This window comes from Streptomyces sp. NPDC093097 (assembly GCF_044754325.1).
In the GTDB taxonomy this organism is placed as follows: domain Bacteria; phylum Actinomycetota; class Actinomycetes; order Streptomycetales; family Streptomycetaceae; genus Streptomyces.
This window is the reverse complement of record NZ_JBIVOW010000006.1, coordinates 1-22,594: the sequence shown is the minus strand read 5'-3', so window position 1 is coordinate 22,594 and position 22,594 is coordinate 1. Positions and strand designations below refer to the sequence as shown.

The window sequence follows — 22,594 nt, the reverse complement described above, 5'->3', positions numbered from 1 at the left end:
CAGCTCATGGCCCCGGTCACTCCCCTCTCAGCCACGGTCGAACAGCGCATCGCGGACGCCCTCTCGGCAGCCCTGCCGGAGGCCGGCGCCGCGGACCCGCTGCTGCGACGTAGCGACCGGGCCGACTTCCAGGCCAACGGCCTGCTGGCGCTGGCCAAGAAGCTGAAGGGCAACCCGCGGGAGCTGGCCGGCAAGGTCGCCGAGGGGCTGGGCGGCGACGACGTCCTGGCCGAGGTCGAGGTCTCCGGCCCCGGCTTCCTCAACATCACCGTCGCCGACCGGGCGATCACCACCACGCTCGCCGCCCGCGCCGCCGACGACCGCCTCGGCGTGCCGCGGACGGCCACCGCCGGCACCACGGTCGTCGACTACGCGCAGCCCAACGTCGCCAAGGAGATGCACGTCGGCCACCTGCGGTCGGCCGTGATCGGCGACGCGCTGCGCAACATGCTGGACTTCACCGGCGAGAAGACCATCGGCCGCCACCACATCGGCGACTGGGGCACGCAGTTCGGCATGCTCATCCAGTACCTGATCGAGAACCCGGAGCAGCTGGCCCCGGCCGCCGACACCGACGGCGAGCAGGCGATGAGCAACCTCAACCGCGTCTACAAGGCCTCCCGCGCGGTCTTCGACGCCGACGAGGAGTTCAAGGAGCGGGCCCGCAAGCGGGTCGTCGCCCTGCAGTCCGGCGACGAGCAGACGCTTGACCTCTGGCAGCGGTTCGTGGACGAGTCGAAGGTCTACTTCTACTCGGTCTTCGAGAAGTTGGACATGGAGATCCGCGACGAGGAGATCGTCGGCGAGTCCGCGTACAACGCCATGATGGCCGAGACGGCGCGGCTGCTGGAGGAGTCCGGCGTCGCCGAGCGCTCCGAGGGCGCGCTGGTCGTCTTCTTCGACGACATCAAGGGCAAGGACGACAAGCCGGTCCCGCTGATCGTGCAGAAGGCGGACGGCGGTTTCGGGTACGCCGCCAGCGACCTGTCGGCGATCCGCAACCGCGTCTTCGACCTGGACGCGACGACGCTGCTGTACGTGGTGGACGTCCGCCAGTCGCTGCACTTCCGGATGGTCTTCGAGACGGCCCGCCGGGCGGGCTGGCTGAACGACCAGGTCAAGGCCCACAACATGGGCTACGGCACGGTGCTCGGCGCGGACGGCAAGCCGTTCAAGACCCGGGCCGGCGAGACGGTGCGCCTGGAGGACCTGCTCGACGAGGCCGTGCAGCGCGCCGCCGAGGTGGTGCGCGAGAAGGCCCGCGACCTCACCGAGGACGAGATCCAGGAGCGGGCCGCGCAGGTCGGCATCGGCGCGGTGAAGTACGCGGACCTGTCGACGTCGCCGAACCGCGACTACAAGTTCGACCTGGACCAGATGGTCTCGCTCAACGGCGACACCAGCGTCTACCTCCAGTACGCCTACGCCCGGATCCAGTCGATCCTGCGCAAGGCCGGCGAGACCGGCCCCCTCGCCCACCCGGAGCTCGAACTGGCCCCGGCGGAGCGGGCGTTGGGCCTGCACCTGGACGCGTTCGGCGACACCGTCGCGGAGGCCGCCGCGGAGTACGCCCCGCACAAGCTGGCCGCGTACCTCTACCAGCTCGCGTCGCTCTACACGACCTTCTACGACCAGTGCCCGGTGCTGAAGGCGGACACCCCCGCGCAGGTGGAGAACCGCCTCTTCCTGTGCGACCTGACCGCCCGCACCCTGCACAAGGGCATGGCGCTGCTGGGGATCCGCACCCCCGAGCGGCTGTAAGGCGCCCGCCGACCGGCGACGCCCGGGCCCCCGTACCGCACTTGCGCGCGCGGTACGGGGGCCCGGGCGTCCTCAGACTCCGGCTCCGTCCCCGACCTCGGTCACCGACCCGTCCGCCCCGCGCCGGATCGCCACCCACCCCTTCTTGTCGAGGGAGTACCCGTACTGCGGCCGGCCCCCGTCGCCGCTGGTGCGGAACGGCTTGCCGGTGTCGTCGACCCGCACCGTCCCGTGCCGCCCGCCGCTGGACCACTCCAACTCCAGGTACCAGCGCACATGGTGGTTCTTGACGGCGGCGTTGACGTAGAAGGTCTCGGCGTCCTGCGCGCTCACCGTGTAGGGGAAGTCGTCCCCCGTCCCCTCCTCGGGGGTCAGGCGGGGCACCGCGGCGTCGAGGTTCACGTCGAAGGAGTGCTTGGGCACGCTGCCGCCGCAGCCGACGCCGATGTACCCCATCGTGTAGTCGTTCCAGGCGAGCGGCGCGTCGGTGCCGACGACGCGGACGTGCAGGGACTCCAGCACGACGGTGCCCTTGCCGGTGCCCTGGACGGTCAGCCGGACCGCCTGCTCGCCCGCGGAGACCGCCCCGTTCGCGGACACCCAGCCGGGGGCGTCCTGCTCGTTGGGCGGTGGCGAGAGCCGGGCCGGGGCCCGGTCGACGAGGTAGGGGTGGCCGCAGGGGCTGTCCCAGAACTGCGGCTGGGTGGACACCGTCAGCGGTGTACCGGTGGCCGCGCCGCCGTGCCGGTCCGCGCCCCCGGGGGACGTGGCGCGGCCGCCGTCCTTGCCGCCGTCCGCGCCCTTGCCGTTCTTGCCCTTGCCACTCCCGTGCTCGTCGTCGGACGCGCGCTCGGTGGCGGGCCCGCCCGTGCCGCCGGAGGACCGGCCCGGCCCGCCCGCTTCCGGCTTCCCGGCCGTGGGCCGGCCGGCCCCGTCCGGTGACGCCTCCGCGACCGGCCGTCGGCCGTCGTCCGCCGCCCCCGAGGAACCGGCCTGTACGGCGAGGGCGGTGGCCCCGAGCGCGAGCGCGGCCCCGACGCCGACCAGCGCGGTGAGCCGGCGCCGCCCGCGGGACGGCTCCGGGCCCGGGCCCGGCACCGCTTCCGGAGCCGTTTCCGGCTGCGACCGCGGCTCCCGCTCCGGCTCCGACTCCGGCCGGGGCTCCGGTTCCTGCCCGGTTCCGGCACCGGCCCCGGCCCCGGCATCCTGCTCCCGCCGTGGCTCCGGCTTCTGCGCCCCCGCTTCCGCGCCCCGGCGCGCCCGCGCCGCGTCCGCCACGATCCAGCGCCGGTGGACCTCCACCAGCTCCTCCGGGCTCGCCCGGCACGAGCGCGCGAGCCGCTCGACCGGAGCGAACTCCGTCGGCACCGCCGTCCCGTTCACATACCGGTGCAGCGTCGACGTACTCATGTGCAGCCGCTTGGCGAGCACCCCGTAGCTCAGCCCCGACCGCTCCTTCAACTCCCGCAGCGATGCGGCGAGATCCCCCGCCTCCACGTGCGCCTCCATTCCCCCCGCCGTTCCACCCCGGCATTCCAAGCAGTGCCCATTCTCCCTGGTCAGAGCCGATACGAGCGTTCCAGCGTCCCGGATTGCCGGGCAACGCTGGCGGCTGGGACGGAACGGACCGCAAGCTGGAGCCATCCAAGCACGCCGCTCCCCTCGAACGGGTCGAGCGCCGCGCGTCGCCCCGGTCACACGGGCTCTTGGGCCACGCGGCTCATCCACCCACCGCCCACCGCCAGTTCAGCCCCACAGATAGCGAGATCCAGCATGCGCACCCCGGCCCTCCGCCGCCCCCGTACCCGCCTGTTCGCCGCCGCGACGCTGGCGCTCGCCGCGCTCTCGCTCACGGCCTGCGGCACCAACGACAGCTCGGGCGTACGGAGCGAGGGCGCCGCCCCGGCGGCCTCCGAACCGTCCGCCGCCGCGTCGTCCCCGGGAGCGGCGGAGAAGCCGGCCGGCGGCTCCGCCGGCGCGTCCGGCTCCTCGGGCACCGCCAACTCCGGCCACAGCACCGGCCACGGCGGCAACGGGGCGGCCACCACCAAGAAGCACCCGGCCGGCGACCCCGGGGACCCGGCCAACCGCGTCCCCTGCAGCGCCGCCAACACCAAGATCACCGCCGCCCCCGTGGAGCGCCCGCTCAACTACATGCTGCTCACGGTCACCAACACCGGCTCCAAGCTGTGCGACCTGAACAACTATCCGATCGTGAAGTTCGAAGGGGCCCAGTCCGTGCCGCCGGTCATGGAGGACTCCAAGCCCCAGGCGGTCACCTCGCTCAAGCCGGGCGAGCGGGGGTACGCGGGCATCATCCTCTCCGCCGGCGACGGCAGCGGCGGCGAGGGCTACACCGCGCGGAGCCTGGAGATCGGCTTCGACGGCAGCGACAGGATGGCCCGCGCCGCACTCCCGGCCGGCGGGGTGCACATCGACAACTCCCTGCGCGTGACGTACTGGCTGTCGGATGCGTCCGACGCGCTCAGCTGACCCCGCGCCACCGCCGCCCGTACGCCCGCGCCACCACTCGCCAACCGCACCTCTGGGAAGGAAACCCACCCATGCAGCTCCGCTCCCGCGCCGCGGCCGCCGTCGCGACCCTGACCGCGGCCCTCGCCCTCACCGCGCTCGGCACCGCCCCGGCCACCGCCGCCGCCAAGCCGGTCACCTGCACCGCCGCCACCACCAAGGTGACCGTGGCGAAGGTGAACCGCCCGCTCAACCACCTGCTCCTGACCGCCACCAACACCGGCACCAAGCCCTGTTACGCGTACAACGCCCCCTACCTCCGCTTCGACGACGCCCAGGCCGCCACCAGCGTGCTCCGCGACAGCGTCCCGCAGGCCGTCGTCACCCTGGAGCCGGGCGAGAGCGCGTACGCGGCCATCGGCACCTCGTCGCCGGAGGGCACCCACGGGTACCAGGCGCACGAGCTGGGCGTGCTGTTCGCCAACCGCGCGATGGACGGCAGCGTGGGCGGCTTTGCCCGTCCGAAGCTGCCCGCCGGCGGGGTGTACGTGGACAGTTCGGCGTTCGTCACCTACTGGCAGTCGAACCCGGCCGACGCCCTGGAGTGGTGAACCGGCGGGCCGGTACGACCGAGCCCCGGACACCGCAACTGGGTTGCGGTGTCCGGGGCTTGGTCGTACCGGCTCCCGCCTGGTGCCGCGACGGGGCGAACGTCGCCTGTTGCGGCACTAGCGCAGCTTCTGCGCGACCTCCGTCGCCCAGTAGGTGAGGATCATCTGGGCGCCGGCGCGCTTGATGCCGGTCAGGGTCTCCCAGATCGCCTTGTCGCGGTCGATCCAGCCCTTCTCGGCGGCCGCCTCGACCATCGCGTACTCACCGGAGATCTGGTACGCGGCGACCGGCACGTCCACCTCGTCCGCGATCTTCGCCAGCACGTCGAGGTAGGGCAGCGCCGGCTTGACCATGACCATGTCGGCGCCCTCGTCGAGGTCGAGCGCCAGCTCACGCAGCGACTCCCGGAGGTTGGCCGGGTCCTGCTGGTAGGTCTTCCGGTCGCCCTTCAGCGACGAGCCGACCGCCTCGCGGAACGGCCCGTAGAACGCCGAGGAGTACTTGGCGGTGTAGGCGAGGATCGACACGTCCTCGTGGCCGGTCTGGTCCAGCGCGTCCCGGATGACGCCGACCTGGCCGTCCATCATGCCGCTGGGGCCCACGATGTGGACGCCGGCGTCGGCCTGGACCTGCGCCATCTCGGCGTACCGCTCCAGGCTCGCGTCGTTGTCGACCCGGCCCTCGGCGTCCAGCACCCCGCAGTGGCCGTGGTCGGTGTACTCGTCCAGGCACAGGTCCGACATGATCACCAGGTCGTCGCCGACCTCGGCCCGCACGTCCTGGATCGCGACCTGGAGGATGCCGTCCGGGTCGGTGCCGGCGGTGCCCACCGCGTCCTTCTTGGCGTCCTCGGGCACGCCGAACAGCATGATGCCGGCGACCCCGGCCTCGACCGCCTCGACGGCGGCCTTGCGCAGCGTGTCCCGGGTGTGCTGGACGACGCCCGGCATCGCGGCGAGGGGCACCGGCTCCGCGATGCCCTCCCGTACGAACGCCGGGAGGATGAGGTCGGCCGGATGCAGGCGGTACTCCGCGACCATCCGCCGCATGGCGGGGGTGGTGCGCAGCCGCCGCGGCCGCGCCCCCGGAAAGCTTCCGTACTTCGTCATGCCCTCCACGCTACGCCCGCTTCGTACCCGCCTTTGCCGACGCAACGTCGGCCCTCCGGGCCGCGGAACCGGCGCCCCCGGCGCGGGCCGGTCCCCCGCGAGCAGCGCGCACAGGCGAAAGGGCGCCCCCGACGGAGGCGCCCTTCACCGCAGTTGTCCCGCTTCAGCTACGGGCCCGCCGGCGCGAGCCCGGCCGCCGCTCGCTGGGGCGGGTGACCGGGTCCCCGGCCTCGATCGCGGCATCGCGCCGCGCCGCCCCGAAGTCCGCGAGCGCCTCGGCCAGCTTGTGCACCGAGGGCTCGGGCGACATCACGTCCACCCGCAGCCCGTGCTCCTCGGCGGTCTTGGCGGTGGCCGGACCGATGCAGGCGATCACCGTCACGTTGTGCGGCTTGCCGGCGATGCCGACGAGGTTCCGCACGGTCGAGGACGAGGTGAACAGGACCGCGTCGAAACCGCCGCCCTTGATCGCCTCACGGGTCTCGGCCGGCGGCGGCGAGGCGCGCACCGTCCGGTAGGCGGTGACGTCGTCGACCTCCCAGCCCAGCTCGATCAGCCCGGCCACCAGGGTCTCGGTGGCGATGTCGGCGCGCGGCAGGAAGACGCGGTCGATCGGGTCGAAGACCGGGTCGTAGGGCGGCCAGTCCTCCAGCAGGCCGGCCGCGGACTGTTCACCGCTGGGCACCAGGTCCGGCTTCACGCCGAAGGCGATCAGCGCCCTGGCGGTCTGCTCGCCGACCGCGGCGACCTTGATGCCGGCGAACGCCCGGGCGTCCAGCCCGTACTCCTCGAACTTCTCCCGGACCGCCTTGACGGCGTTGACCGAGGTGAAGGCGATCCACTCGTAGCGGCCGGTGACCAGGCCCTTGACCGCGCGCTCCATCTGCTGCGGGGTGCGCGGCGGTTCGACGGCGATGGTCGGGACCTCGTGCGGCACCGCGCCGTACGAGACGAGTTGGTCGGAGAGCGACGCGGCCTGCTCCTTGGTCCGCGGGACCAGTACCCGCCAGCCGAACAGCGGCTTGTTCTCGAACCACGAGAGCTGGTCGCGCTGCGCGGTGGCGCTGCGCTCACCGACCACGGCTATGACCGACTGCCCGCCGTCCGGCGAGGGCAGCACCTTGGCAGCCTTGAGGACCTGGGCGACGGTGCCCAGGGTGGCGCTCCAGGTGCGCTGCCGGGTGGTGGTGCCGGCGACCGTGACGGTCATCGGGGTGTCCGGCTTGCGGCCGGCGGCCACCAGCTCACCGGCGGCCGCGGCCACCGAGTCCAGGGTGGTGGAGACCACCGCGGTGGCGTCGCTGGCGCCCAGCTCGCTCCAGCAGCGGTCGCCCGCGCTGCGGGCGTCGACGAAGCGCACGTCGGTGCCCTCGGCGTCGCGCAGCGGCACGCCGGCGTACGCGGGCACGCCGACCGCGGCGGCGATGCCGGGGACGACCTCGAAGACGATGCCCTCGGCGGCGCAGGCCAGCATCTCCTCGGCGACGTCGCCGTCGAGCCCGGGGTCGCCGGTCACCGCACGGACGACCCGCTTGCCCGCGCGAGCCGCCGCCATGACAAGATTGGCGGTGTCCCTGAGGGCGGAAACGCCGTTGGGGCTACCGGGGATTGACGCCTCGTCAGCCGACGACCGCAGCGGCGTGTCCACCTGTGCGCGTGCGTGCACACGCACGACGTCCAGGACCTGCGGGTCGGCGATGAGGACGTCCGCGGAGGCCAGCGCCTCGACGGCACGCAGCGTCAGCAGGCCCGGGTCTCCCGGCCCGGCACCCAGGAAGGTGACCTGACCGGAGGCGGAGTGGTTTGGGGCGGTGGGGTTCAAAGTGCTCGCTCCCCCATCAGACCGGCCGCACCCTTTGCGAGCATCTCGACGGCGAGCTCCCGGCCCATGGTGAGCGGGATCGACTCGTCGTCAAGAGAGGCAGGTACGTGCCCGGTGGTGGACAGCTGCACCAGCGTGCTGCCGTCGGTCGTGCCGACGACACCGCGCAGGTGCATTTCGGTGACAGCCTGCTCGTCGGCCTCGGGGCCCTCGCTGCTCGAACGCGGTCGAGAGCTCGGGGAAAGGTCGGCCAGCGCCCCCACGGGGGCGGAGCAGCCGGCCTCCAGGGCGGCGAGCAGGGAACGCTCGGCGGTCACGGCGGCCCGGGTGACCGGGTCGTCGAGCTCGGCGAGCGTGGCGACGAGGTGCGCGTTGGCCGCGACACACTCGACCGCCAGTGCCCCCTGGCCGGGGGCGGGCAAAACCACGTCGGGCGACAGCAGTTGCGTCGCCTCGTCGATGCGGCCGATCCGGGTGAGACCGGCGGCGGCCAGTACGACCGCGTCCAGCTCGCCGTTCTCGACGAAGCCGATCCGGGTGTCGACGTTGCCGCGGACCGGAACGGTCTCGATGCGCTTGCCCAGCGTCCTGGCCCAGGCGTTGAGCTGGGCCATCCGCCGGGGCGAACCGGTGCCCACACGGGCGCCGTCGGGCAGCTCCTCGAAGGTGAGCCCGTCCCGGGCGATCAGCGCGTCCCGGGGGTCCTCGCGCACCGGTATGGCGGCCAGGGCCAGCTCCGCGGGCTGCGCGGTCGGCAGGTCCTTGAGCGAGTGGACGGCGAAGTCGATCTCGCCGGCCACCAGCGCGTCGCGCAGCGCCGAGACGAAGACGCCGGTGCCGCCGATCTGTGCCAGGTGCTCGCGGGAGGTGTCGCCGTAGGTGGTGATCTCCACCAGTTCGACGGGGCGGCCGGTCAGCTGCCGCACCGCCTCCGCCACCTGCCCGGACTGGGCCATGGCGAGCTTGCTGCGCCGGGTCCCCAGCCGCAGGGTGCTCATCGTGCTGTCGGTCATGCCCGCTCCCGTGCTGCGTCGGGCCGGTCGGCCCGGGTGTCGGCCCTGCTGACGGCGGCGACCGTCTGCGGGTCGAGGTCGAACAGTTCCCGCAGCGCGTCCGCGTACCCGGCGCCGCCGGGCTCGCTGGCCAGCTGCTTGACCCGCACGGTCGGTGCGTGCAGCAGCTTGTCGACGACCCGCCGGACGGTCTGGGTGATCTCCGCGCGCTGCTTGTCGTCAAGGTCGGGAAGGCGGCCGTCGAGTCGGGCGATCTCGCTGCTGACGACGTCCGCCGCCATGGTGCGCAGGGCGACCACGGTGGGGGTGATGTGCGCGGCCCGCTGGGCGGCGCCGAACGCGGCGACCTCCTCGGCGACGATGCCGCGGACCGTGTCCACGTCGGCGGCCATCGGGGCGTCGGCGGACGCCTCGGCCAGCGACTCGATGTCGACCAGGTGGGCCCCGTCGATCCGGTGCACCGCCGCGTCGATGTCGCGCGGCATGGCGAGGTCGAGCAGCGCCGTGCGGTCCGTGCGCCCGGCCACCGCGGCGGCGACCCGCTCGCCGGTCAGCACCAGTCCGGACGCGCCGGTACAGGAGATGACGATCTCGGCCGAGGCCAGCTCCGCGTCGACGGCGTCCATCGCCACGGCGCGGGCGGTCAGCCCGGCGCCGGCGCCGGGCCCGCCCGGCTCGGTGAGGATCTGGACGAGCCGCTGCGCGCGGGCCACCGTCCGGTTGGCGACGGCCAGTTCGCCGACGCCGTTGCGGGCGAGGGTGGTGGCGGCCAGCGACGACATCGAGCCGGCGCCGATCACCAGCGTCCGCTTGCCGCGCGCCCATCCGGCGACGTCCGCGCCGCCGGCCAGCTGCTCCAGACCGAAGGTGACCAGCGACTGGCCCGCCTTGTCGATCCCGGTCTCGCTGTGCGCGCGCTTGCCGACCCGCAGCGCCTGCTGGAAGAGGTCGTTGAGCAGCCGCCCGGCGGTGTGCTGCTCCTGGGCGACGGCCAGCCCGTCCTTGATCTGGCCGAGGATCTGGCCCTCGCCGACCACCATGGAGTCCAGGCCGCAGGCCACCGAGAAGAGGTGGTGGACGGCGCGGTCCTCATAGTGGACGTAGAGATAGGGGGTCAGCTCCTCCAGGCCGACGCCGCTGTGGCGGGCCAGGAGGGTGGACAGCTCGGCGACCCCGGCGTGGAACTTGTCCACGTCGGCGTAGAGCTCGATGCGGTTGCAGGTGGAGAGCACCGCGGACTCGGAGGCCGGCTCGGCCGACACCACGTCCTGGAGCAGCTTGCCGCGGCTGTCCGGGGCGAGCGCGGCCCGCTCCAGCACGCTCACCGGCGCGCTGCGGTGGCTCAGTCCAACAACGAGAAGACTCATGCCGGCATCACCGCGGGGACGTCCCCGTCAGGTCCCTTGCGCTCGGTCGCGACGGCCGCGGAACGGGCCGGCGCCTCCGGCGGGGCGCCCTGCGGACCGCCCTGGCCGGTCTCCTCGCCCGCCTTGCGCTGCTCGTGGAAGGCGAGGATCTGGAGCTCTATGGACAGGTCGACCTTGCGGACGTCCACCCCGTCCGGGACGGTCAGCACGGTCGGCGCGAAGTTGAGGATCGAGGTGACACCGGCGGCGACCAGGCGGTCGCAGACCTGCTGGGCGGCGCCGGCCGGCGTGGCGATCACGCCGATCGAGACGCCGTTGTCCCGGATGATCTGCTCCAGCTCGTCGGTGTGCTGCACCGGGATGCCCGCGACCGGCCGGCCGGCCATGGCCGGATCGGCGTCGATCAGCGCGGCGACCCGGAAGCCGCGGGAGGCGAAGCCGCCGTAGTTGGCGAGGGCGGCGCCGAGGTTGCCGATACCGACGATGACGACGGGCCAGTCCTGGGTGAGGCCGAGCTCCCGCGAGATCTGGTACACGAGGTACTCCACGTCGTAGCCGACGCCGCGGGTCCCGTAGGAGCCGAGGTAGGAGAAGTCCTTGCGCAGCTTCGCGGAGTTGACTCCCGCCGCGGCCGCGAGTTCCTCGGAGGACACCGTGGGGACCGAGCGCTCGGAGAGCGCGGTCAGTGCACGCAGATACAGCGGTAGCCGGGCGACGGTGGCCTCGGGGATGCCTCGGCTTCGGGTCGCCGGTCGGTGAGTTCGGCCAGTTGCCACGGTGCTCCTGCGGGTAGAGCGGGGCTGCGGGCGACCGCGAGGAACCCGACCGCCCTGTCCTTTGCAGGCTATGTCTTTGTGAACGCGTGCACAAAGATTGTGTCCGCTTTGTCCGGCCAAAGTGATGGGGCTCACGCAGCTTTTAGGGGCATCCGCGGAACCAACTCCGCGATCGCACCGTTCAGGCGCGCCACCGGTGATCAGCGGCAGCACTGACGGGAGCACGCGCCCTCACTCCTCACCGCTATACCCCCGGAAACCTACAAACCGCCCATTGATGGTAAGCGAAACGACCGCTCGGGAGCGCCTGCCGCCAACCGGCACAATGGCCCCATGGCCCCCTTGTTCAGCCGCGCCCCCCGCAAGAGCCCCGCCGACCGGATGGTCACCCTCGTCGGCAAGCCGGGCTGCCACCTCTGCGACGACGCCCAGGCGGTGATCGAGAAGGTCTGCGCGGAGACCGGCGCCTCCTGGGAGAAGAAGGACATCACCGAGGACGCCGAGCTGCACCGCAAGTACTGGGAGCAGATTCCGGTCGTCCTCGTGGACGGCGCCCAGCACGACTTCTGGCGGGTCGACCCCCAGCGCCTGCGCACCGCCCTGGGCGCCTGAGCACCGCTCCGCCCGTACGGACCGCCCGCCCACGGATGGCCGTAAACGCAATCGTCGAAGGCCCCGGTGCTTCCGGACACGCGCCCGTAACCGGCTGCACCGAACAGACTGGCTACGCTAGCCGCATGCCCCGCCCGTCGCCCGCACCCCGCCCCGACCGGAGCCCCGCCGGGGCACTCTTCCCCGCGGGGTGGTTCACCCGCCGCCGACGCCCCGCCACCGCCCGCAGCGTGCTGGCCGGCGAGGCGGCGGCCGAGGCCGCCCGGAAGTCCTCACAGGAGGCGCCGCCCGCCGAGGAGCCGGCCGAGCCGGAGTTCCCGGTCGCCGGCGACGCCAGCGCGGCCGCCTTCTTCGACCTCGACAACACCGTGATGCAGGGCGCGGCCCTCTTCCACTTCGGCCGCGGCCTGTACAAGCGGCACTTCTTCCACAAGCGCGACCTGGCCCGCTTCGCCTGGCAGCAGGTCTACTTCCGGCTCGCCGGCTCGGAGAACCCCGAGCACATGGCGGACGTCCGCAACAGCGCGCTCTCCATCGTCCAGGGCCACCGCGTCTCCGAGCTGATGAGCATCGGCGAGGAGATCTACGACGAGTACATGGCCGAGCGGGTCTGGCCCGGCACCCGCGCGCTCGCCCAGGCCCACCTCGACGCCGGCCAGAAGGTGTGGCTGGTGACGGCCGCCCCCGTGGAGACCGCGACGATCATCGCCCGCCGACTGGGCCTGACCGGCGCCCTCGGCACGGTCGCCGAGTCCGTCGGCGGGGTCTACACCGGCAAGCTGGTGGGCGAGCCGCTGCACGGCCCGGCCAAGGCCGAGGCGGTCCGCGCGCTGGCCACAGCCGAGGGCCTGGACCTCTCGCACTGCGCCGCCTACAGCGACTCGGCCAACGACATCCCGATGCTCTCGCTCGTCGGCCACCCCTACGCGATCAACCCCGACACCCGGCTGCGCAAGCACGCCCGGGAACAGGGCTGGCGGGTGCGCGACTACCGGACCGGCCGCAAGGCGGTGCGGATCGGCATCCCAGCGGCCGCCGGGGTGGGCGCGCTCGCGGGCGGCGCGGCCGCCGCCGCGGCCCTCCAGCGCCGCCGCCGCTGACCGCACTTGATCACCGGGCCCGGCGGTGAGCCAACCGCACTCCCTACCCCCGCCGGCGCCCCGTCAGTCCCTTTCCTGCCGGTTAACCACAACACGCCCTCCAAGCAGGCAGATTGCGCTCCCTTCCGATCAATAATTGCTCAGTATTCGATACTTGATGCGCCATCAATCGGACACGGATCGCAAGTAATCGATGATTTGAGCAACTGGGTGTAGCGCTGCCTGTACGAAGCGTTATTCTCCTCAGACGCATTCCGGAACCCACACGTCCCTACGACGAGTGAACGGTCCCGCACTGCACGTGATGGAAGCTCTGCCTCTGGGAGTCCCGTGTACCCACACGTCGGGGTTGACGCCTCGGGCCTGGCTACGCTGCGTACGACGCTCGTCGACCACCTGCGCAGTTTTGTCCCCACCGCGTACACCGTCCCCGCATTCGCCACAGCCGTTCCCACCGGCCCCTGCTACGCGCTGGCAGACGGGAGCGCCGCGGTCGGCAAGGCCACCGCCGGCCGGACCCGCCGCGCCGGCACCGGCACCACCACCGCGCGACGCCCCGCGGACAGCGACAGCCGCCGCATGATGGACCTCGTCGAACGCGCCCAGGCCGGCGAGGCCGACGCCTTCGGCCGGCTCTACGACCAGTACGCCGACACGGTGTACCGCTACATCTACTACCGCGTGGGCGGCCGCGCCACGGCCGAGGACCTCACCAGCGAGACCTTCCTCCGCGCCCTGCGCCGCATCGGCACCTTCACCTGGCAGGGGCGGGACTTCGGCGCCTGGCTGGTGACCATCGCCCGCAACCTCGTCGCCGACCACTTCAAGTCCTCCCGCTTCCGCCTGGAAGTCACCACCGGCGAGATGCTCGACGCCAACGAGGTCGAGCGCAGCCCCGAGGACTCGGTCCTCGAATCCCTCTCCAACGCCGCCCTGCTGGAGGCGGTCCGCAAGCTCAACCCCCAGCAGCAGGAATGCGTCACCCTCCGCTTCCTCCAGGGGCTCTCGGTCGCCGAGACCGCCCGCGTCATGGGCAAGAACGAGGGCGCCATCAAGACCCTCCAGTACCGCGCCGTCCGCACCCTGGCACGGCTCCTCCCCGAAGACGCCCGCTGAAGCCCCGCCCGTGCCCCAACACCCCGCATCCCGCTCACCGTTGGTGACCGGCCATGCCCTGACGGTCAGATCATCGTGAGTGCGTAACCCGTGTGCCGCGCCGCTCGTTGTCCGGGATGCAGGCTCCACGCGGTCACGCCCTGTCCGCTGGCCCCCTCGATCGAGTGGTCACGGACAATGGCGTGCAACCATCCGGCCCGTCTGGATAGTCAAAGCCAGTCCGGGGAGTCGAGCGGGATGACGAGAGGAGGTGCCGCCCGTGATCGCGAATGTCTCGATGCACCGGCGGGCCAACGCCTTCGCCCAGGCCCTGGAGGAGCAGGAGCTCAAGGGCGCGGCGACCGAGGACCAGGTCGACAGTCCGGCCCAAGCGCCGGCAGAAGCACGGCTGTTGGCGGTCGCCGACGGCCTCGGGGAGCTCCCGAAGCCGGAGATGGCCGCCGAGGTCAAAACAGTCCAGCGTGCCCAGCTCATCGCCGCGATGGAGGCCGCCTTCGCCGAAGGCGCCTCGTCCGACGAGGCCCGGGTACCCGAGCAGCGCGACCCCAAGGGCGCGCACCGCGCCACGACACCGCTGGGCCGGCTGCGCCCGCGCTCCCGGCTCTCCAAAGGGCTGGCGGCCGGCAGCCTGACGGTCGGCGTCGCCGCCGGCGCGTTCAGCGGGGTCGCCGTGGCCAGCACCGACGCCCTGCCCGGTGACTCCCTCTACGGCCTCAAGCGCGGTATGGAGGACCTCCAGCTCACCCTGACCGACGACGAGTCCGACCGCGGTCGGCTCTACCTCGACCAGGCGTCCACCCGCATGCTGGAGGCCCGCCGCCTGATGGAGCGCGGCCGGTCCGCGCACCTCGACCACGAGGCGCTCGCCGAGATCCGCAAGGCGCTCGCCGGTGTCCGCCACGACGCCGGCGAGGGGCACCGCCTGCTGCACGCGGCGTACGAGCGGGACGGCTCCCTCGGCCCCATCCAGGCGCTGAACTCCTTCACCAAGTCGCACCGCACCTCCTGGTCGCAGCTGCGCGACCGGCTCCCGGTGCAGCTCACCGACGTGCGCGACGAGGTCAGTTCGGTCTTCGACGCCATGGACGACGAGGTCGGCCCGCTGCGCTCACTGCTCCCCCAGGGCCCGGACGGCCACGGCCGCCACCGCGGCGCACCGGGCGACGGGGACACCGGCAGCGGCCGGCAGCGCCCGTCTCCGTCCGGCAGCGAGCCGGCGTCCGACTCCCACGGCACCGCCCAGCAGGCCCCGCGCCCCTCGGCCTCGCCGTCCCAGGAGCCGGACGGCCTCCTCGGCGGCGCGGGCGATCTGCTCAACCCCTCCGGCAAGGGCAGCGCCCCGCCGCACGACGGCCGCCACGGCAAGCAGGGCACCGGCCGGCCCGACGTCACCCTCCCGCCGCTGCTGCCCGGGCTCCTGCCCGACCTCGGCATCGACGGCGACAGCTCGTCCAAGTAGCCGCCCCGCGGCCGCTGCCCGGCGCTCGGTGTTCTTCCGGTACCTCCCTCAGAAGAACACCGAGCGCCGCTGTACGAGCAGCTTGTAGAGGGTGTGCTGGATGGTCTCCCGGACCTGGTCGGTCAGGTTGAACATCAGCATCGGGTCGTCGGCCGCCTCGGCCGGATAGCCGTCCGTCGGGATCGGCTCGCCGAACTGGATCGTCCACTTCGTCGGCAGCGGCACCGCGCCGAGCGGCCCCAGCCACGGGAAGGTCGGCGTGATCGGGAAGTACGGCAGCCCCAGCACCCGCGCCAGCGTCCTGGCGTTCCCGATCATCGGGTAGATCTCCTCCGCGCCCACGATCGAGCACGGGATGATCGGCACCCCGGCCTTCAGCGCCGTGGAGACGAAGCCGCCGCGGCCGAAGCGCTGGAGCTTGTAGCGGTCCGCGAACGGCTTCCCGATGCCCTTGAAGCCCTCCGGCATCACCCCGACGATCTCCCCGCGCTCCAGCAGCCGCTGCGCGTCCTCCGCGCAGGCGAGGGTGTGCCCGGCCTTGCGGACCAGTTCGTTCATCACCGGCAGCACGAACACCAAGTCGGCCGCCAGCAGCCGCAGATGGCGCTGTGCCGGGTGGTTGTCGTGCACCGCGACCTGGAGCATCAGGCCGTCCAGCGGGAGCGTTCCGGAGTGGTTGGCGACGATCAGCGCGCCACCGTCGGCGGGGATGTTCTCCATCCCCTTGACCTCGACCCGGAAGTACTTGTCGTAGAGCGGCCGCAGCAGCGACATCAGGACCTGGTCGGTCAGCTCCTTGTCGTAGCCGAAGTCGTCGACCTCGTAGTCGCCGGTGATCCGCCGGCGCAGGAACGCCAGCCCGCCGGCGATCCGCTCGTCCAGGGTCCGCCCGCCGGCCGGCCGGGCGGCGGGCGGCCGCTCCGGGTCGGTACGGGCCTCCGGGACGGGCGCCAGCGCGGTGCCCCGTCCGGTGCGCGCGGTCCGCCGGGCCTTGCGGCGTGCCCGGGGCTCCTCGCCGAAGGGAATGACCTTGGCGTCCGCCATCGTGGGTGAACTCCTCACTGGCTCGGGTCGCGGCGTGCGGACAGCACGCCGGCGAGCCGGTCGACGGTGCGGGCGAGGGACTCGGGCGGCAGCAGCCCGGGTCCGCGGCTGCGGGCGAATTCCTCGAAGGTCTCCGCCGTGGTGTACCGGGGGTGGAAGCCCAGCGTCTCGCGCATCTGCACGGTCTCGACGACCCGGCCGTGGGTGAGCATCCGGATCTGCTCGGGCGAGAAGTCGGAGATGCCGACCGACCGCAGGATCGTTCCGGCCCAGGTGACGGTCGGCAGGAAGAGCGGGAGGGTGGGGCGGCCCAGGCGGCGGGAGACCTGGGAGAGCAGCAGCACGCCGTCGCCGGCGATGTTGAACGTGCCGCTGTTGAGGGTGCCGCGGCGCGGCGCGGCGGCCGCGATCCGCAGCACCTCGACCGCGTCGTCCTCGTGGACGAACTGCAACCGCGGGTCGTAGCCGAGGACGGTGGGCAGGACCGGCAGCGAGAAGTACTCGGCGAGCGGGGAGTCCGTGCAGGGTCCGAGGACGTTGGCGAACCGCAGGACGCAGACCGCCACGTCGGGGCGGCGGCGGGCGAAGCCGCGGACGTACCCCTCGACCTCGACGGTGTCCTTCGCGAAGCCGCCGCTGGGCAGGGACTTGGGCGGGGTGTTCTCGGTGAAGACCGCCGGGTCCCGGGGCGCGGAGCCGTAGACGCTGGTGCTGGACTTGACGACCACGCGCTGGACGTTCGGGGCCTTCTGGCAGGCGCCGAGCAGCTGCATGGTGCCGATGACGTTGGTCTCCTTGACGGAGCTCCGGCTGCCGCGGCTGCCCAGGGGCGTGCCGTTGACGTCCATGTGGACGACGGTGTCCACACCGGTCTCGGCCAGGACCCGGGCGATCGCCGGGTGCCGGATGTCGGCCTTGAGGAAGTCGGCCCCGCCGAGGTGGTGCTCCGGTGTCACGGCGTCGACGCCGATCACCCGGTCGACGTCGGGATCGCGCTGGATCCGGCGCACGAACCGGCCCCCCAGCTGCCGTGCGACGCCCGTGACGAGCACGACGTTGCCCAAGATCGGCTCTCCTTCCCGCAGCGGCTTCCGCCTGCGCTGAGCTGTGCGGGTCACGCTATCGGGTCGGTGTTGCACGGTGATGACCGCACGATGCCCGGAGGGACATTTGCGTCCCGCCACCGTCCATACGGCCCACACCAAGCACCGCGGCCCCCCACCACCCGGAGGTGGTGAGGGGCCGCGACATCGCGATCAGCGTCGCTTACTTCTTGTTACGACGCTGCACGCGGGTGCGCTTGAGCAGCTTGCGGTGCTTCTTCTTGGCCATCCGCTTGCGCCGCTTCTTGATAACAGAGCCCACGACTACCCTCGCTCACTTCGTATCACTCGGTGCGGGGCGTCCGAGCCCACACTACCTACATCGGGCCAGGGTACCCGGCGCCGGCCGTACCGCGTAATCCGAGGGTCGTCGAACCTGTCGTCAGGCCGACTCCACCCCCACGTACGACTCACGGAGATAGTCGTGCACCGCCTGCTCCGGCACCCGGAAGGAACGCCCCACCCTGATCGCGGGCAGATGACCGCTGTGCACCAAGCGGTACACGGTCATCTTCGACACTCGCATCACCGTGGCGACCTCCGCCACTGTCAGAAACACAACCTCGTTCAACGGCCTCTGATCCGCAGCCATCACACACCTGCACCTTCCGCATAAGACGGGCACCGGCTTCCCCTCCGGTGACTCTTCGTCGCCATGCGTTCACTCCCCAGATTAGGGGCGGGTGATGCGAGTGGGGAAGAGGAGCAGCGAACGACCGCCTATCGGGACAGACGTGCCCTATTGAGGACATAGTGGATCAGCGGGTGGTAGCAAGCGGAGGGGGCCCCGTCGTCGAGCGGCACCACCACGGAGAGGTGTCCCTCGGCCCGTCCGACGAACGGCGCCGGGTCGTCGGCGTCCGCCAGTCCGATCGCCTCGATGCCCAGCTGACCTGCTCCGCAGACCCACCCGTGGTCCCCGATGACCAGCCCCGGAAGGGGCCCTGCGGCCGCCGCGGCCACCCCCAGAGCGGTCCGTACCGGCAACGGGGAATGGGTGTGCACGCCCCCCTCGACCGGTGCGCCCCCCACGCCGGGTTCGCGCATCAGCGCGACTCCCTGTACGTAGTCGAGAACCCGTGTGCGTACCCCGAATCGGGTCGCCATGTCGACACGACGGCCATACGCGGGGGTGAGGACGGGGCAGCCCGCCGACGAGAGAGCGTCTGCGAGGGCGGCGTAGAAGCCCAGCAGCGGGTGCGGATGGCCGGTGCCCAGCAGCACCGGGGTCCGCCGCGCGGCGGCCGCGGCGATCCGGTCCGCGAAGACGTCCAACGCGGCGATCGTTCGGTCCGGTTCGATCGCATCCGGGCCGGAAGTGTGCGTGGGATCGACCGAAATCCCGCACTCCCGCCCCATCAGCCGCAGTACATCGCCGAAGGACCAGTCCCGTTCCGGCTCCAGTCCCAGCAGCACCCGCGGATCACGGGCCGCGAAGAGCCGGTAGCGCCGCAGGCTCTGCTCCCGTGTGGTCGCGATCGTCCCCGCAAGCCGCGCCTCGATCAGATGCGCCCGCAACGCCCCGCTGCTCAACACGGGCCCCATCCTGACCTGTTGACCGGACACCGGATGCCCCAACCGACGGGTAGTCACACATCTGGGGCAGCCACGAGCGCCACGCCTCCGGCCGCGCCGCCTGCCCACGGAACACCCCCGCCGCACCGCGTGCTTGGGGAATGCCCCTCGGCCGCGGCGCGTGCCCAAGGAACCCCGCTCCCGCCGCGTGCCCAAGGAGCCCCCTCCACCACCCCGCCGCCCGCCCGGGGAATGCCCCTCGCCCCGGCCGCGTTGTGGCCCCGCAGAGGGCGCTCGCATCCCCTACGGGATCTGTTCCCCTCTCCCCTACGGCACCCCCGCCCCCTCACGGCAGCAGCCCGTGCGCCGGGAAGACCGCCCGGCGGGTGGCCAGCACCGCCTGGTCGAGCCGGTCGGCCGGGTCGTAGCCGCCGTCGGCGAAATCCCGCCAGTGCGGGGTCCGCCCGTCCGTCATCCGCTGCGGCGCCAACTGCCGGGTCCTGCGGAACACTTCGTGCCGCCACTCCTCCGGCACCGCCGCCGACGGGTCGATCGGCCGGTGGCCGGCGATCGCCGCCAGGTGCGTCCAGCTGCGCGGCACCACCTGAACCACCTCGTAGCCGCCGCCCCCGAGGGCGATCCAGCGCCCCGCCGCATGCTCGTGCGCCAGGGAGTGGCAGGCCTCGGCCACCGCCCGCTGCGCGTCCAGGCTCACCGCCAGGTGCGCCAACGGGTCCTCGAAGTGGGTGTCCGCGCCGTGCTGGGTGACCAGGACCTGCGGACGGAACGCGGCCAGCATCTCCGGCACCACCGCGTGGAAGGCCCGCAGCCAGCCCGCGTCGCCGGTCCCGGCCGGCAGCGCCACGTTCACCGCACTGCCCTCCGCGCCCGGGCCGCCGGTCTCCTCAGCCCAGCCGGTCTGCGGGAACAGCGTCCGCGGATGCTCGTGCAGCGAGATCGTCAGCACCCGCGGGTCCTCCCAGAACGCCGCCTGGACGCCGTCCCCGTGGTGCACGTCCACGTCCACGTACGCCACCCGCTCGGCCCCCAGCTCCAACAGCCGGGCGATCGCCAGCGCCGCGTCGTTGTAGATGCAGAAGCCCGACGCGCCGCCGGGCATCGCGTGGTGCAGCCCGCCCGCGAAGTTCACCGCGTGCCGCGCCTCCCCGCGCCAGACGGCCTCCGCTGCGCCCACCGACTGCCCGGCGATCAACGCCGACGCCTCGTGCATCCCCCGGAACGCCGGATCGTCCGCAGTCCCCAACCCGTAGGCGACATCCGCGGATTCCGGGTCGGCGGAGGCCCGGCGGACCGCCTCGATGTAGTCCGCACGGTGCACCAGGCGCAACGTGGAGTCGCCGGCCGGTTTGGCGGCCACCACCTCCAACGGCCCCTGATGGAGCCCGAACGCCTCCACCAGGCGCATCGTCAACGCGAGCCGGACGGGGTCCATCGGATGCCCCGGCCCGAAGTCATAGCCCGTTACTGCCTCGTCCCACATCAGCTGTGCGCGGCCGCTCATGGCCGTCACCGTATCCGGCCGGGGACGTTCCGAACGAGCGGGCGTACACCAGCGTCACCAGCACCAGGGTCATCGGCACCAGCATCGCGCCCCGGTAGCTCCAGGCGTCCCCCAGAGCCCCCACCAAAGGCGAACCGATCAGGAATCCCACGTAGTTGAAGATGTTCAGTCGTGCGATGGTCGGATCCGAAGCCTCCGGGCCGTGCCGCTCGACCGCGTACCGCCCTGCCGCCGCGAAGGTCTGCGGCACGATCACACACAGCCCGAGCCCCAGCAGCGTGAATCCGGCCATCCCGACCCAGGCCCCCGGCGCCGCCGCCACCACGACGAAGCCGGCCGCCGCCACCACCGTCCCGGTCCGCACCACCGCGACCGGCCCGAAGCGCCGCACCCCCAGATCGCCGACGGCCCGCCCCAGCAGCGTCATCACCATGTAGACGTTGTACGGAACGGTCGCCAGCTGCTCCGAACTCCCCAGGACGTCCTGGAGGTACTTCGCGCTCCAGTTGGAGACCGTCGAGTCCCCGATGTACGCGAACGCCATCACCAGACACAGCGGCAGCAGCAGCCGCATGGCGACCGGCCTCGCCGCCGACGGCCCGCCGGCCCCGCCCGGCACGCGCCCGTCACTCCCGTCGACGAACCACCGCCCGATCACCAGCGCCAACGGCACGAACACCACGACCACCGGCCCGTACAGCAGCGCCAGCGGCAGCTCCCAGTGCGCCCCCGCCCACGCCAGCGAGGCCCCGACGATCCCGCCGAGGCTGTACGCGGCGTGGAAGCCGAGCATGATGCTGCGGCCGTACGCCCGTTGGAGGCTCACCCCGAGCATGTTCATCGACGCGTCCAGAGCACCCACCGCCAGCCCGAACGCCCCCAGTGCCAGCGCCACTTGGGCCAGCGAACCGACCGCGCCGACGGCCAGCAGCGCCAGGCACACCACGGGCTGCACACTGCGCAGCACCACGGTGGGCCGCACCCGCTTCACCAGGTGCTCGGTGCCCACACTGCCGACGCCGGCGAGCACCGGGACGGCCGCGAGGAAGACCGGCAGCAGCCCGTCCGAGATCCCGTAACGCACCTGGATCGCCGGTATCCGGGTCACGAGCAGGGCGAAGACCGCCCCCTGGACGAAGAAGCTGAGGGCGAGCGCGACCCGGCCGTGCCGCAGCCGCGCACCCGGTACTGGAGGGGGCGTCATGGCGCGCCAGCCTAGAACCCGCAACTACCACTGGGTAGATGGATCACACGCCCAATTCCCCTTGCGCACCCGGTGGTTACAGCCCTCCGGCGACTACGACCGTCCCCTCGAAGACGAACACCAGAGCTCGCAACCACGGGAGCTCGCAACGGGCAGCGACCAGGACCCCTACTGCATCAACTGCGGCAGCTCCGCCATATCGCCGAACAGCACTGTGGCCCCGGCCTCCACCAGCTCGGCCGCCGGAGTCATCGCCGTGAACCCGTACACATCCATCCCCGCGGCCACCGCCGCCCGCACTCCCAACGGGCTGTCCTCGACCACCGCACACCGCCCCGGCGCGACGCCCATTTCTTTCGCCGCGTGCAGGAACAGATCGGGCGCCGGCTTGCCTCGCCCCACGTCCTGCGCCGAAAAGACCCGGCCCGCACTGAACCGCTCGAACAACCCGGTCTTCGTCAACGCCACCCGAATCCGCTCATGGCTCCCCGACGACCCGACGCAGTACGGCACTCCGTCGGCCTCCAGCTTCTCCAGCGCCGTCTCCACCCCCGGCACCGGCTGCAACCGCCTGCGGAACTCGTCAAAAACGCGCGTGTGGAAACTGGACTCGAAGTCCTCCGGCAGTTCCCGCCCGGACCTTTCCCGCACGATGTCGCGAACGCGCTGCACGGACCCGCCCATGAAGTCACACAGCGATTCCTCGTACGTGGTCGGATACCCCCATTCGGTGAGGCAGCCGGCAAGGATCTGGTTGGAGATCGGTTCGCTGTCCACCAAGACACCGTCATTGTCGAAAATGATCAGGTCATAGCGCATCTCCCGAGCGTAACCGCCCTCCCGACGCACAACGCAAAAAAGCTCCGGTTCCTGAACCAGAAGGTTCAAGAACCGGAGCTTTATCAAAAGGAGTTCGGCGGCGTCCTACTCTCCCACAGGGTCCCCCCTGCAGTACCATCGGCGCTGAAAGGCTTAGCTTCCGGGTTC

General features: G+C 72.2%; 21 protein-coding genes and 1 rRNA gene. 7 read left to right on the top strand and 15 right to left on the bottom strand.

All coding sequences use genetic code 11. The features are described 5' to 3' along the window. Positions 1-6 precede the first annotated feature (6 nt). Positions 7-1,761, top strand: a complete 1,755-nt coding sequence (argS, locus tag ACIQE0_RS12310; protein ID WP_402331099.1) for an arginine--tRNA ligase — start codon at positions 7-9, stop codon at positions 1,759-1,761. A 72-nt stretch (positions 1,762-1,833) separates the two neighbouring features. Here the strand turns inward: argS and ACIQE0_RS12305 are convergent, their stop codons facing one another. Next, a complete protein-coding gene (locus ACIQE0_RS12305) occupies positions 1,834-3,258 on the bottom strand; it encodes a helix-turn-helix domain-containing protein (RefSeq protein WP_402331097.1) in 1,425 nt (474 codons plus the stop codon). A 276-nt stretch (positions 3,259-3,534) separates the two neighbouring features. On the opposite strand from ACIQE0_RS12305, the gene ACIQE0_RS12300 reads away from it, so the two are divergent. Further along, positions 3,535-4,254 carry a DUF4232 domain-containing protein gene (locus tag ACIQE0_RS12300; RefSeq protein ID WP_402331095.1) on the top strand — a complete coding sequence of 240 codons (720 nt, stop codon included), beginning with the start codon at positions 3,535-3,537 and terminating at the stop codon, positions 4,252-4,254. Between the two features lie 71 nt (positions 4,255-4,325). Then, complete coding sequence (locus ACIQE0_RS12295; RefSeq protein ID WP_366336121.1) at positions 4,326-4,844, top strand: DUF4232 domain-containing protein; 519 nt, start codon at positions 4,326-4,328, stop codon at positions 4,842-4,844. A gap of 117 nt (positions 4,845-4,961) precedes the next feature. Here the strand turns inward: ACIQE0_RS12295 and hemB are convergent, their stop codons facing one another. The 5 genes from hemB to ACIQE0_RS12270 all read right to left on the bottom strand — a co-directional run bounded on the left by hemB (position 4,962) and on the right by ACIQE0_RS12270 (position 10,932). Next, on the bottom strand, positions 4,962-5,954 hold the full coding sequence (gene hemB / locus ACIQE0_RS12290) for a porphobilinogen synthase (protein WP_402331093.1): 993 nt from the start codon (positions 5,952-5,954) through the stop codon (positions 4,962-4,964). Between the two features lie 163 nt (positions 5,955-6,117). Continuing rightward, on the bottom strand, positions 6,118-7,776 hold the full coding sequence (locus ACIQE0_RS12285) for a uroporphyrinogen-III synthase (RefSeq protein ID WP_366336117.1): 1,659 nt from the start codon (positions 7,774-7,776) through the stop codon (positions 6,118-6,120). Beyond that, positions 7,773-8,789 (bottom strand): hydroxymethylbilane synthase, encoded by a 1,017-nt coding sequence (hemC, locus tag ACIQE0_RS12280; protein WP_366336115.1) that lies wholly within the window; start codon positions 8,787-8,789, stop codon positions 7,773-7,775. The genes ACIQE0_RS12285 and hemC overlap by 4 nt, the downstream gene beginning before the upstream one ends. Further along, positions 8,786-10,156: a glutamyl-tRNA reductase gene (locus ACIQE0_RS12275; RefSeq protein WP_366336113.1), complete on the bottom strand. Its 1,371-nt coding sequence runs from the start codon at positions 10,154-10,156 to the stop codon at positions 8,786-8,788. The genes hemC and ACIQE0_RS12275 overlap by 4 nt, the downstream gene beginning before the upstream one ends. Next, on the bottom strand, positions 10,153-10,932 hold the full coding sequence (locus ACIQE0_RS12270) for a redox-sensing transcriptional repressor Rex (protein WP_366336111.1): 780 nt from the start codon (positions 10,930-10,932) through the stop codon (positions 10,153-10,155). Before ACIQE0_RS12270 ends, ACIQE0_RS12275 begins: the two co-directional genes overlap by 4 nt. Positions 10,933-11,265: 333 nt before the next feature. Between ACIQE0_RS12270 and ACIQE0_RS12265 the strand changes: the two genes are divergently transcribed. From ACIQE0_RS12265 to ACIQE0_RS12250, 4 genes are all read left to right on the top strand, one after another. Continuing rightward, entirely contained in the window at positions 11,266-11,544 is a 279-nt protein-coding gene (locus ACIQE0_RS12265; RefSeq protein WP_366336109.1) for a glutaredoxin family protein, read from the top strand. 230 nt (positions 11,545-11,774) lie between these two features. Further along, positions 11,775-12,644: an HAD family hydrolase gene (locus tag ACIQE0_RS12260; protein ID WP_402331537.1), complete on the top strand. Its 870-nt coding sequence runs from the start codon at positions 11,775-11,777 to the stop codon at positions 12,642-12,644. Between the two features lie 330 nt (positions 12,645-12,974). Beyond that, positions 12,975-13,760 (top strand): ECF subfamily RNA polymerase sigma factor, BldN family, encoded by a 786-nt coding sequence (locus ACIQE0_RS12255; RefSeq protein WP_366336105.1) that lies wholly within the window; start codon positions 12,975-12,977, stop codon positions 13,758-13,760. A gap of 259 nt (positions 13,761-14,019) precedes the next feature. Further along, on the top strand, positions 14,020-15,219 hold the full coding sequence (locus tag ACIQE0_RS12250) for a DUF5667 domain-containing protein (protein ID WP_366336103.1): 1,200 nt from the start codon (positions 14,020-14,022) through the stop codon (positions 15,217-15,219). A gap of 48 nt (positions 15,220-15,267) precedes the next feature. Here ACIQE0_RS12250 and ACIQE0_RS12245 read toward each other — a convergent pair whose 3' ends face one another. The 9 genes from ACIQE0_RS12245 to rrf all read right to left on the bottom strand — a co-directional run. Continuing rightward, a complete protein-coding gene (locus ACIQE0_RS12245) occupies positions 15,268-16,263 on the bottom strand; it encodes a lysophospholipid acyltransferase family protein (protein ID WP_366336101.1) in 996 nt (331 codons plus the stop codon). Positions 16,264-16,277: 14 nt separating this feature from the next. Continuing rightward, a complete protein-coding gene (locus ACIQE0_RS12240; protein ID WP_366336099.1) occupies positions 16,278-17,327 on the bottom strand; it encodes an NAD-dependent epimerase/dehydratase family protein in 1,050 nt (349 codons plus the stop codon). Positions 17,328-17,529: 202 nt separating this feature from the next. Next, complete coding sequence (locus ACIQE0_RS12235) at positions 17,530-17,628, bottom strand: 30S ribosomal protein bS22 (RefSeq protein WP_003948845.1); 99 nt, start codon at positions 17,626-17,628, stop codon at positions 17,530-17,532. Between the two features lie 120 nt (positions 17,629-17,748). Continuing rightward, positions 17,749-17,958: a helix-turn-helix domain-containing protein gene (locus ACIQE0_RS12230; protein ID WP_014144137.1), complete on the bottom strand. Its 210-nt coding sequence runs from the start codon at positions 17,956-17,958 to the stop codon at positions 17,749-17,751. A 128-nt stretch (positions 17,959-18,086) separates the two neighbouring features. Next, a complete protein-coding gene (locus tag ACIQE0_RS12225) occupies positions 18,087-18,902 on the bottom strand; it encodes a phosphatase (RefSeq protein WP_402331089.1) in 816 nt (271 codons plus the stop codon). A gap of 325 nt (positions 18,903-19,227) precedes the next feature. Continuing rightward, on the bottom strand, positions 19,228-20,403 hold the full coding sequence (locus ACIQE0_RS12220) for an acetoin utilization protein AcuC (protein WP_366336095.1): 1,176 nt from the start codon (positions 20,401-20,403) through the stop codon (positions 19,228-19,230). Continuing rightward, complete coding sequence (locus ACIQE0_RS12215; protein ID WP_402331086.1) at positions 20,354-21,607, bottom strand: MFS transporter; 1,254 nt, start codon at positions 21,605-21,607, stop codon at positions 20,354-20,356. Before ACIQE0_RS12215 ends, ACIQE0_RS12220 begins: the two co-directional genes overlap by 50 nt. Before the next feature lie 168 nt (positions 21,608-21,775). Next, the gene (locus tag ACIQE0_RS12210) at positions 21,776-22,426 is read right to left on the bottom strand and encodes an HAD family hydrolase (RefSeq protein WP_402331084.1); all 651 of its coding nucleotides are present in this window, start codon (positions 22,424-22,426) and stop codon (positions 21,776-21,778) included. Positions 22,427-22,518: 92 nt separating this feature from the next. Then, positions 22,519-22,594: ribosomal RNA gene (gene rrf / locus ACIQE0_RS12205) — 5S ribosomal RNA — on the bottom strand; the annotation flags it as partial.

Excerpts from the sequence above, each read along its gene's own strand:
- argS (WP_402331099.1), top strand. The coding sequence starts at position 7 with ATGGCCCCGGTCACTCCCCTCTCAGCCACGGTCGAACAGCGCATCGCG.
- ACIQE0_RS12300 (WP_402331095.1), top strand. The coding sequence starts at position 3,535 with ATGCGCACCCCGGCCCTCCGCCGCCCCCGTACCCGCCTGTTCGCCGCC.
- ACIQE0_RS12295 (WP_366336121.1), top strand. The coding sequence starts at position 4,326 with ATGCAGCTCCGCTCCCGCGCCGCGGCCGCCGTCGCGACCCTGACCGCG.
- hemB (WP_402331093.1), bottom strand. The coding sequence starts at position 5,954 with ATGACGAAGTACGGAAGCTTTCCGGGGGCGCGGCCGCGGCGGCTGCGC.
- hemC (WP_366336115.1), bottom strand. The coding sequence starts at position 8,789 with ATGACCGACAGCACGATGAGCACCCTGCGGCTGGGGACCCGGCGCAGC.
- ACIQE0_RS12275 (WP_366336113.1), bottom strand. The coding sequence starts at position 10,156 with ATGAGTCTTCTCGTTGTTGGACTGAGCCACCGCAGCGCGCCGGTGAGC.
- ACIQE0_RS12265 (WP_366336109.1), top strand. The coding sequence starts at position 11,266 with ATGGCCCCCTTGTTCAGCCGCGCCCCCCGCAAGAGCCCCGCCGACCGG.
- ACIQE0_RS12245 (WP_366336101.1), bottom strand. The coding sequence starts at position 16,263 with ATGGCGGACGCCAAGGTCATTCCCTTCGGCGAGGAGCCCCGGGCACGC.
- ACIQE0_RS12230 (WP_014144137.1), bottom strand. The coding sequence starts at position 17,958 with ATGGCTGCGGATCAGAGGCCGTTGAACGAGGTTGTGTTTCTGACAGTG.
- ACIQE0_RS12220 (WP_366336095.1), bottom strand. The coding sequence starts at position 20,403 with ATGAGCGGCCGCGCACAGCTGATGTGGGACGAGGCAGTAACGGGCTAT.
- ACIQE0_RS12215 (WP_402331086.1), bottom strand. The coding sequence starts at position 21,607 with ATGACGCCCCCTCCAGTACCGGGTGCGCGGCTGCGGCACGGCCGGGTC.
- ACIQE0_RS12210 (WP_402331084.1), bottom strand. The coding sequence starts at position 22,426 with ATGCGCTATGACCTGATCATTTTCGACAATGACGGTGTCTTGGTGGAC.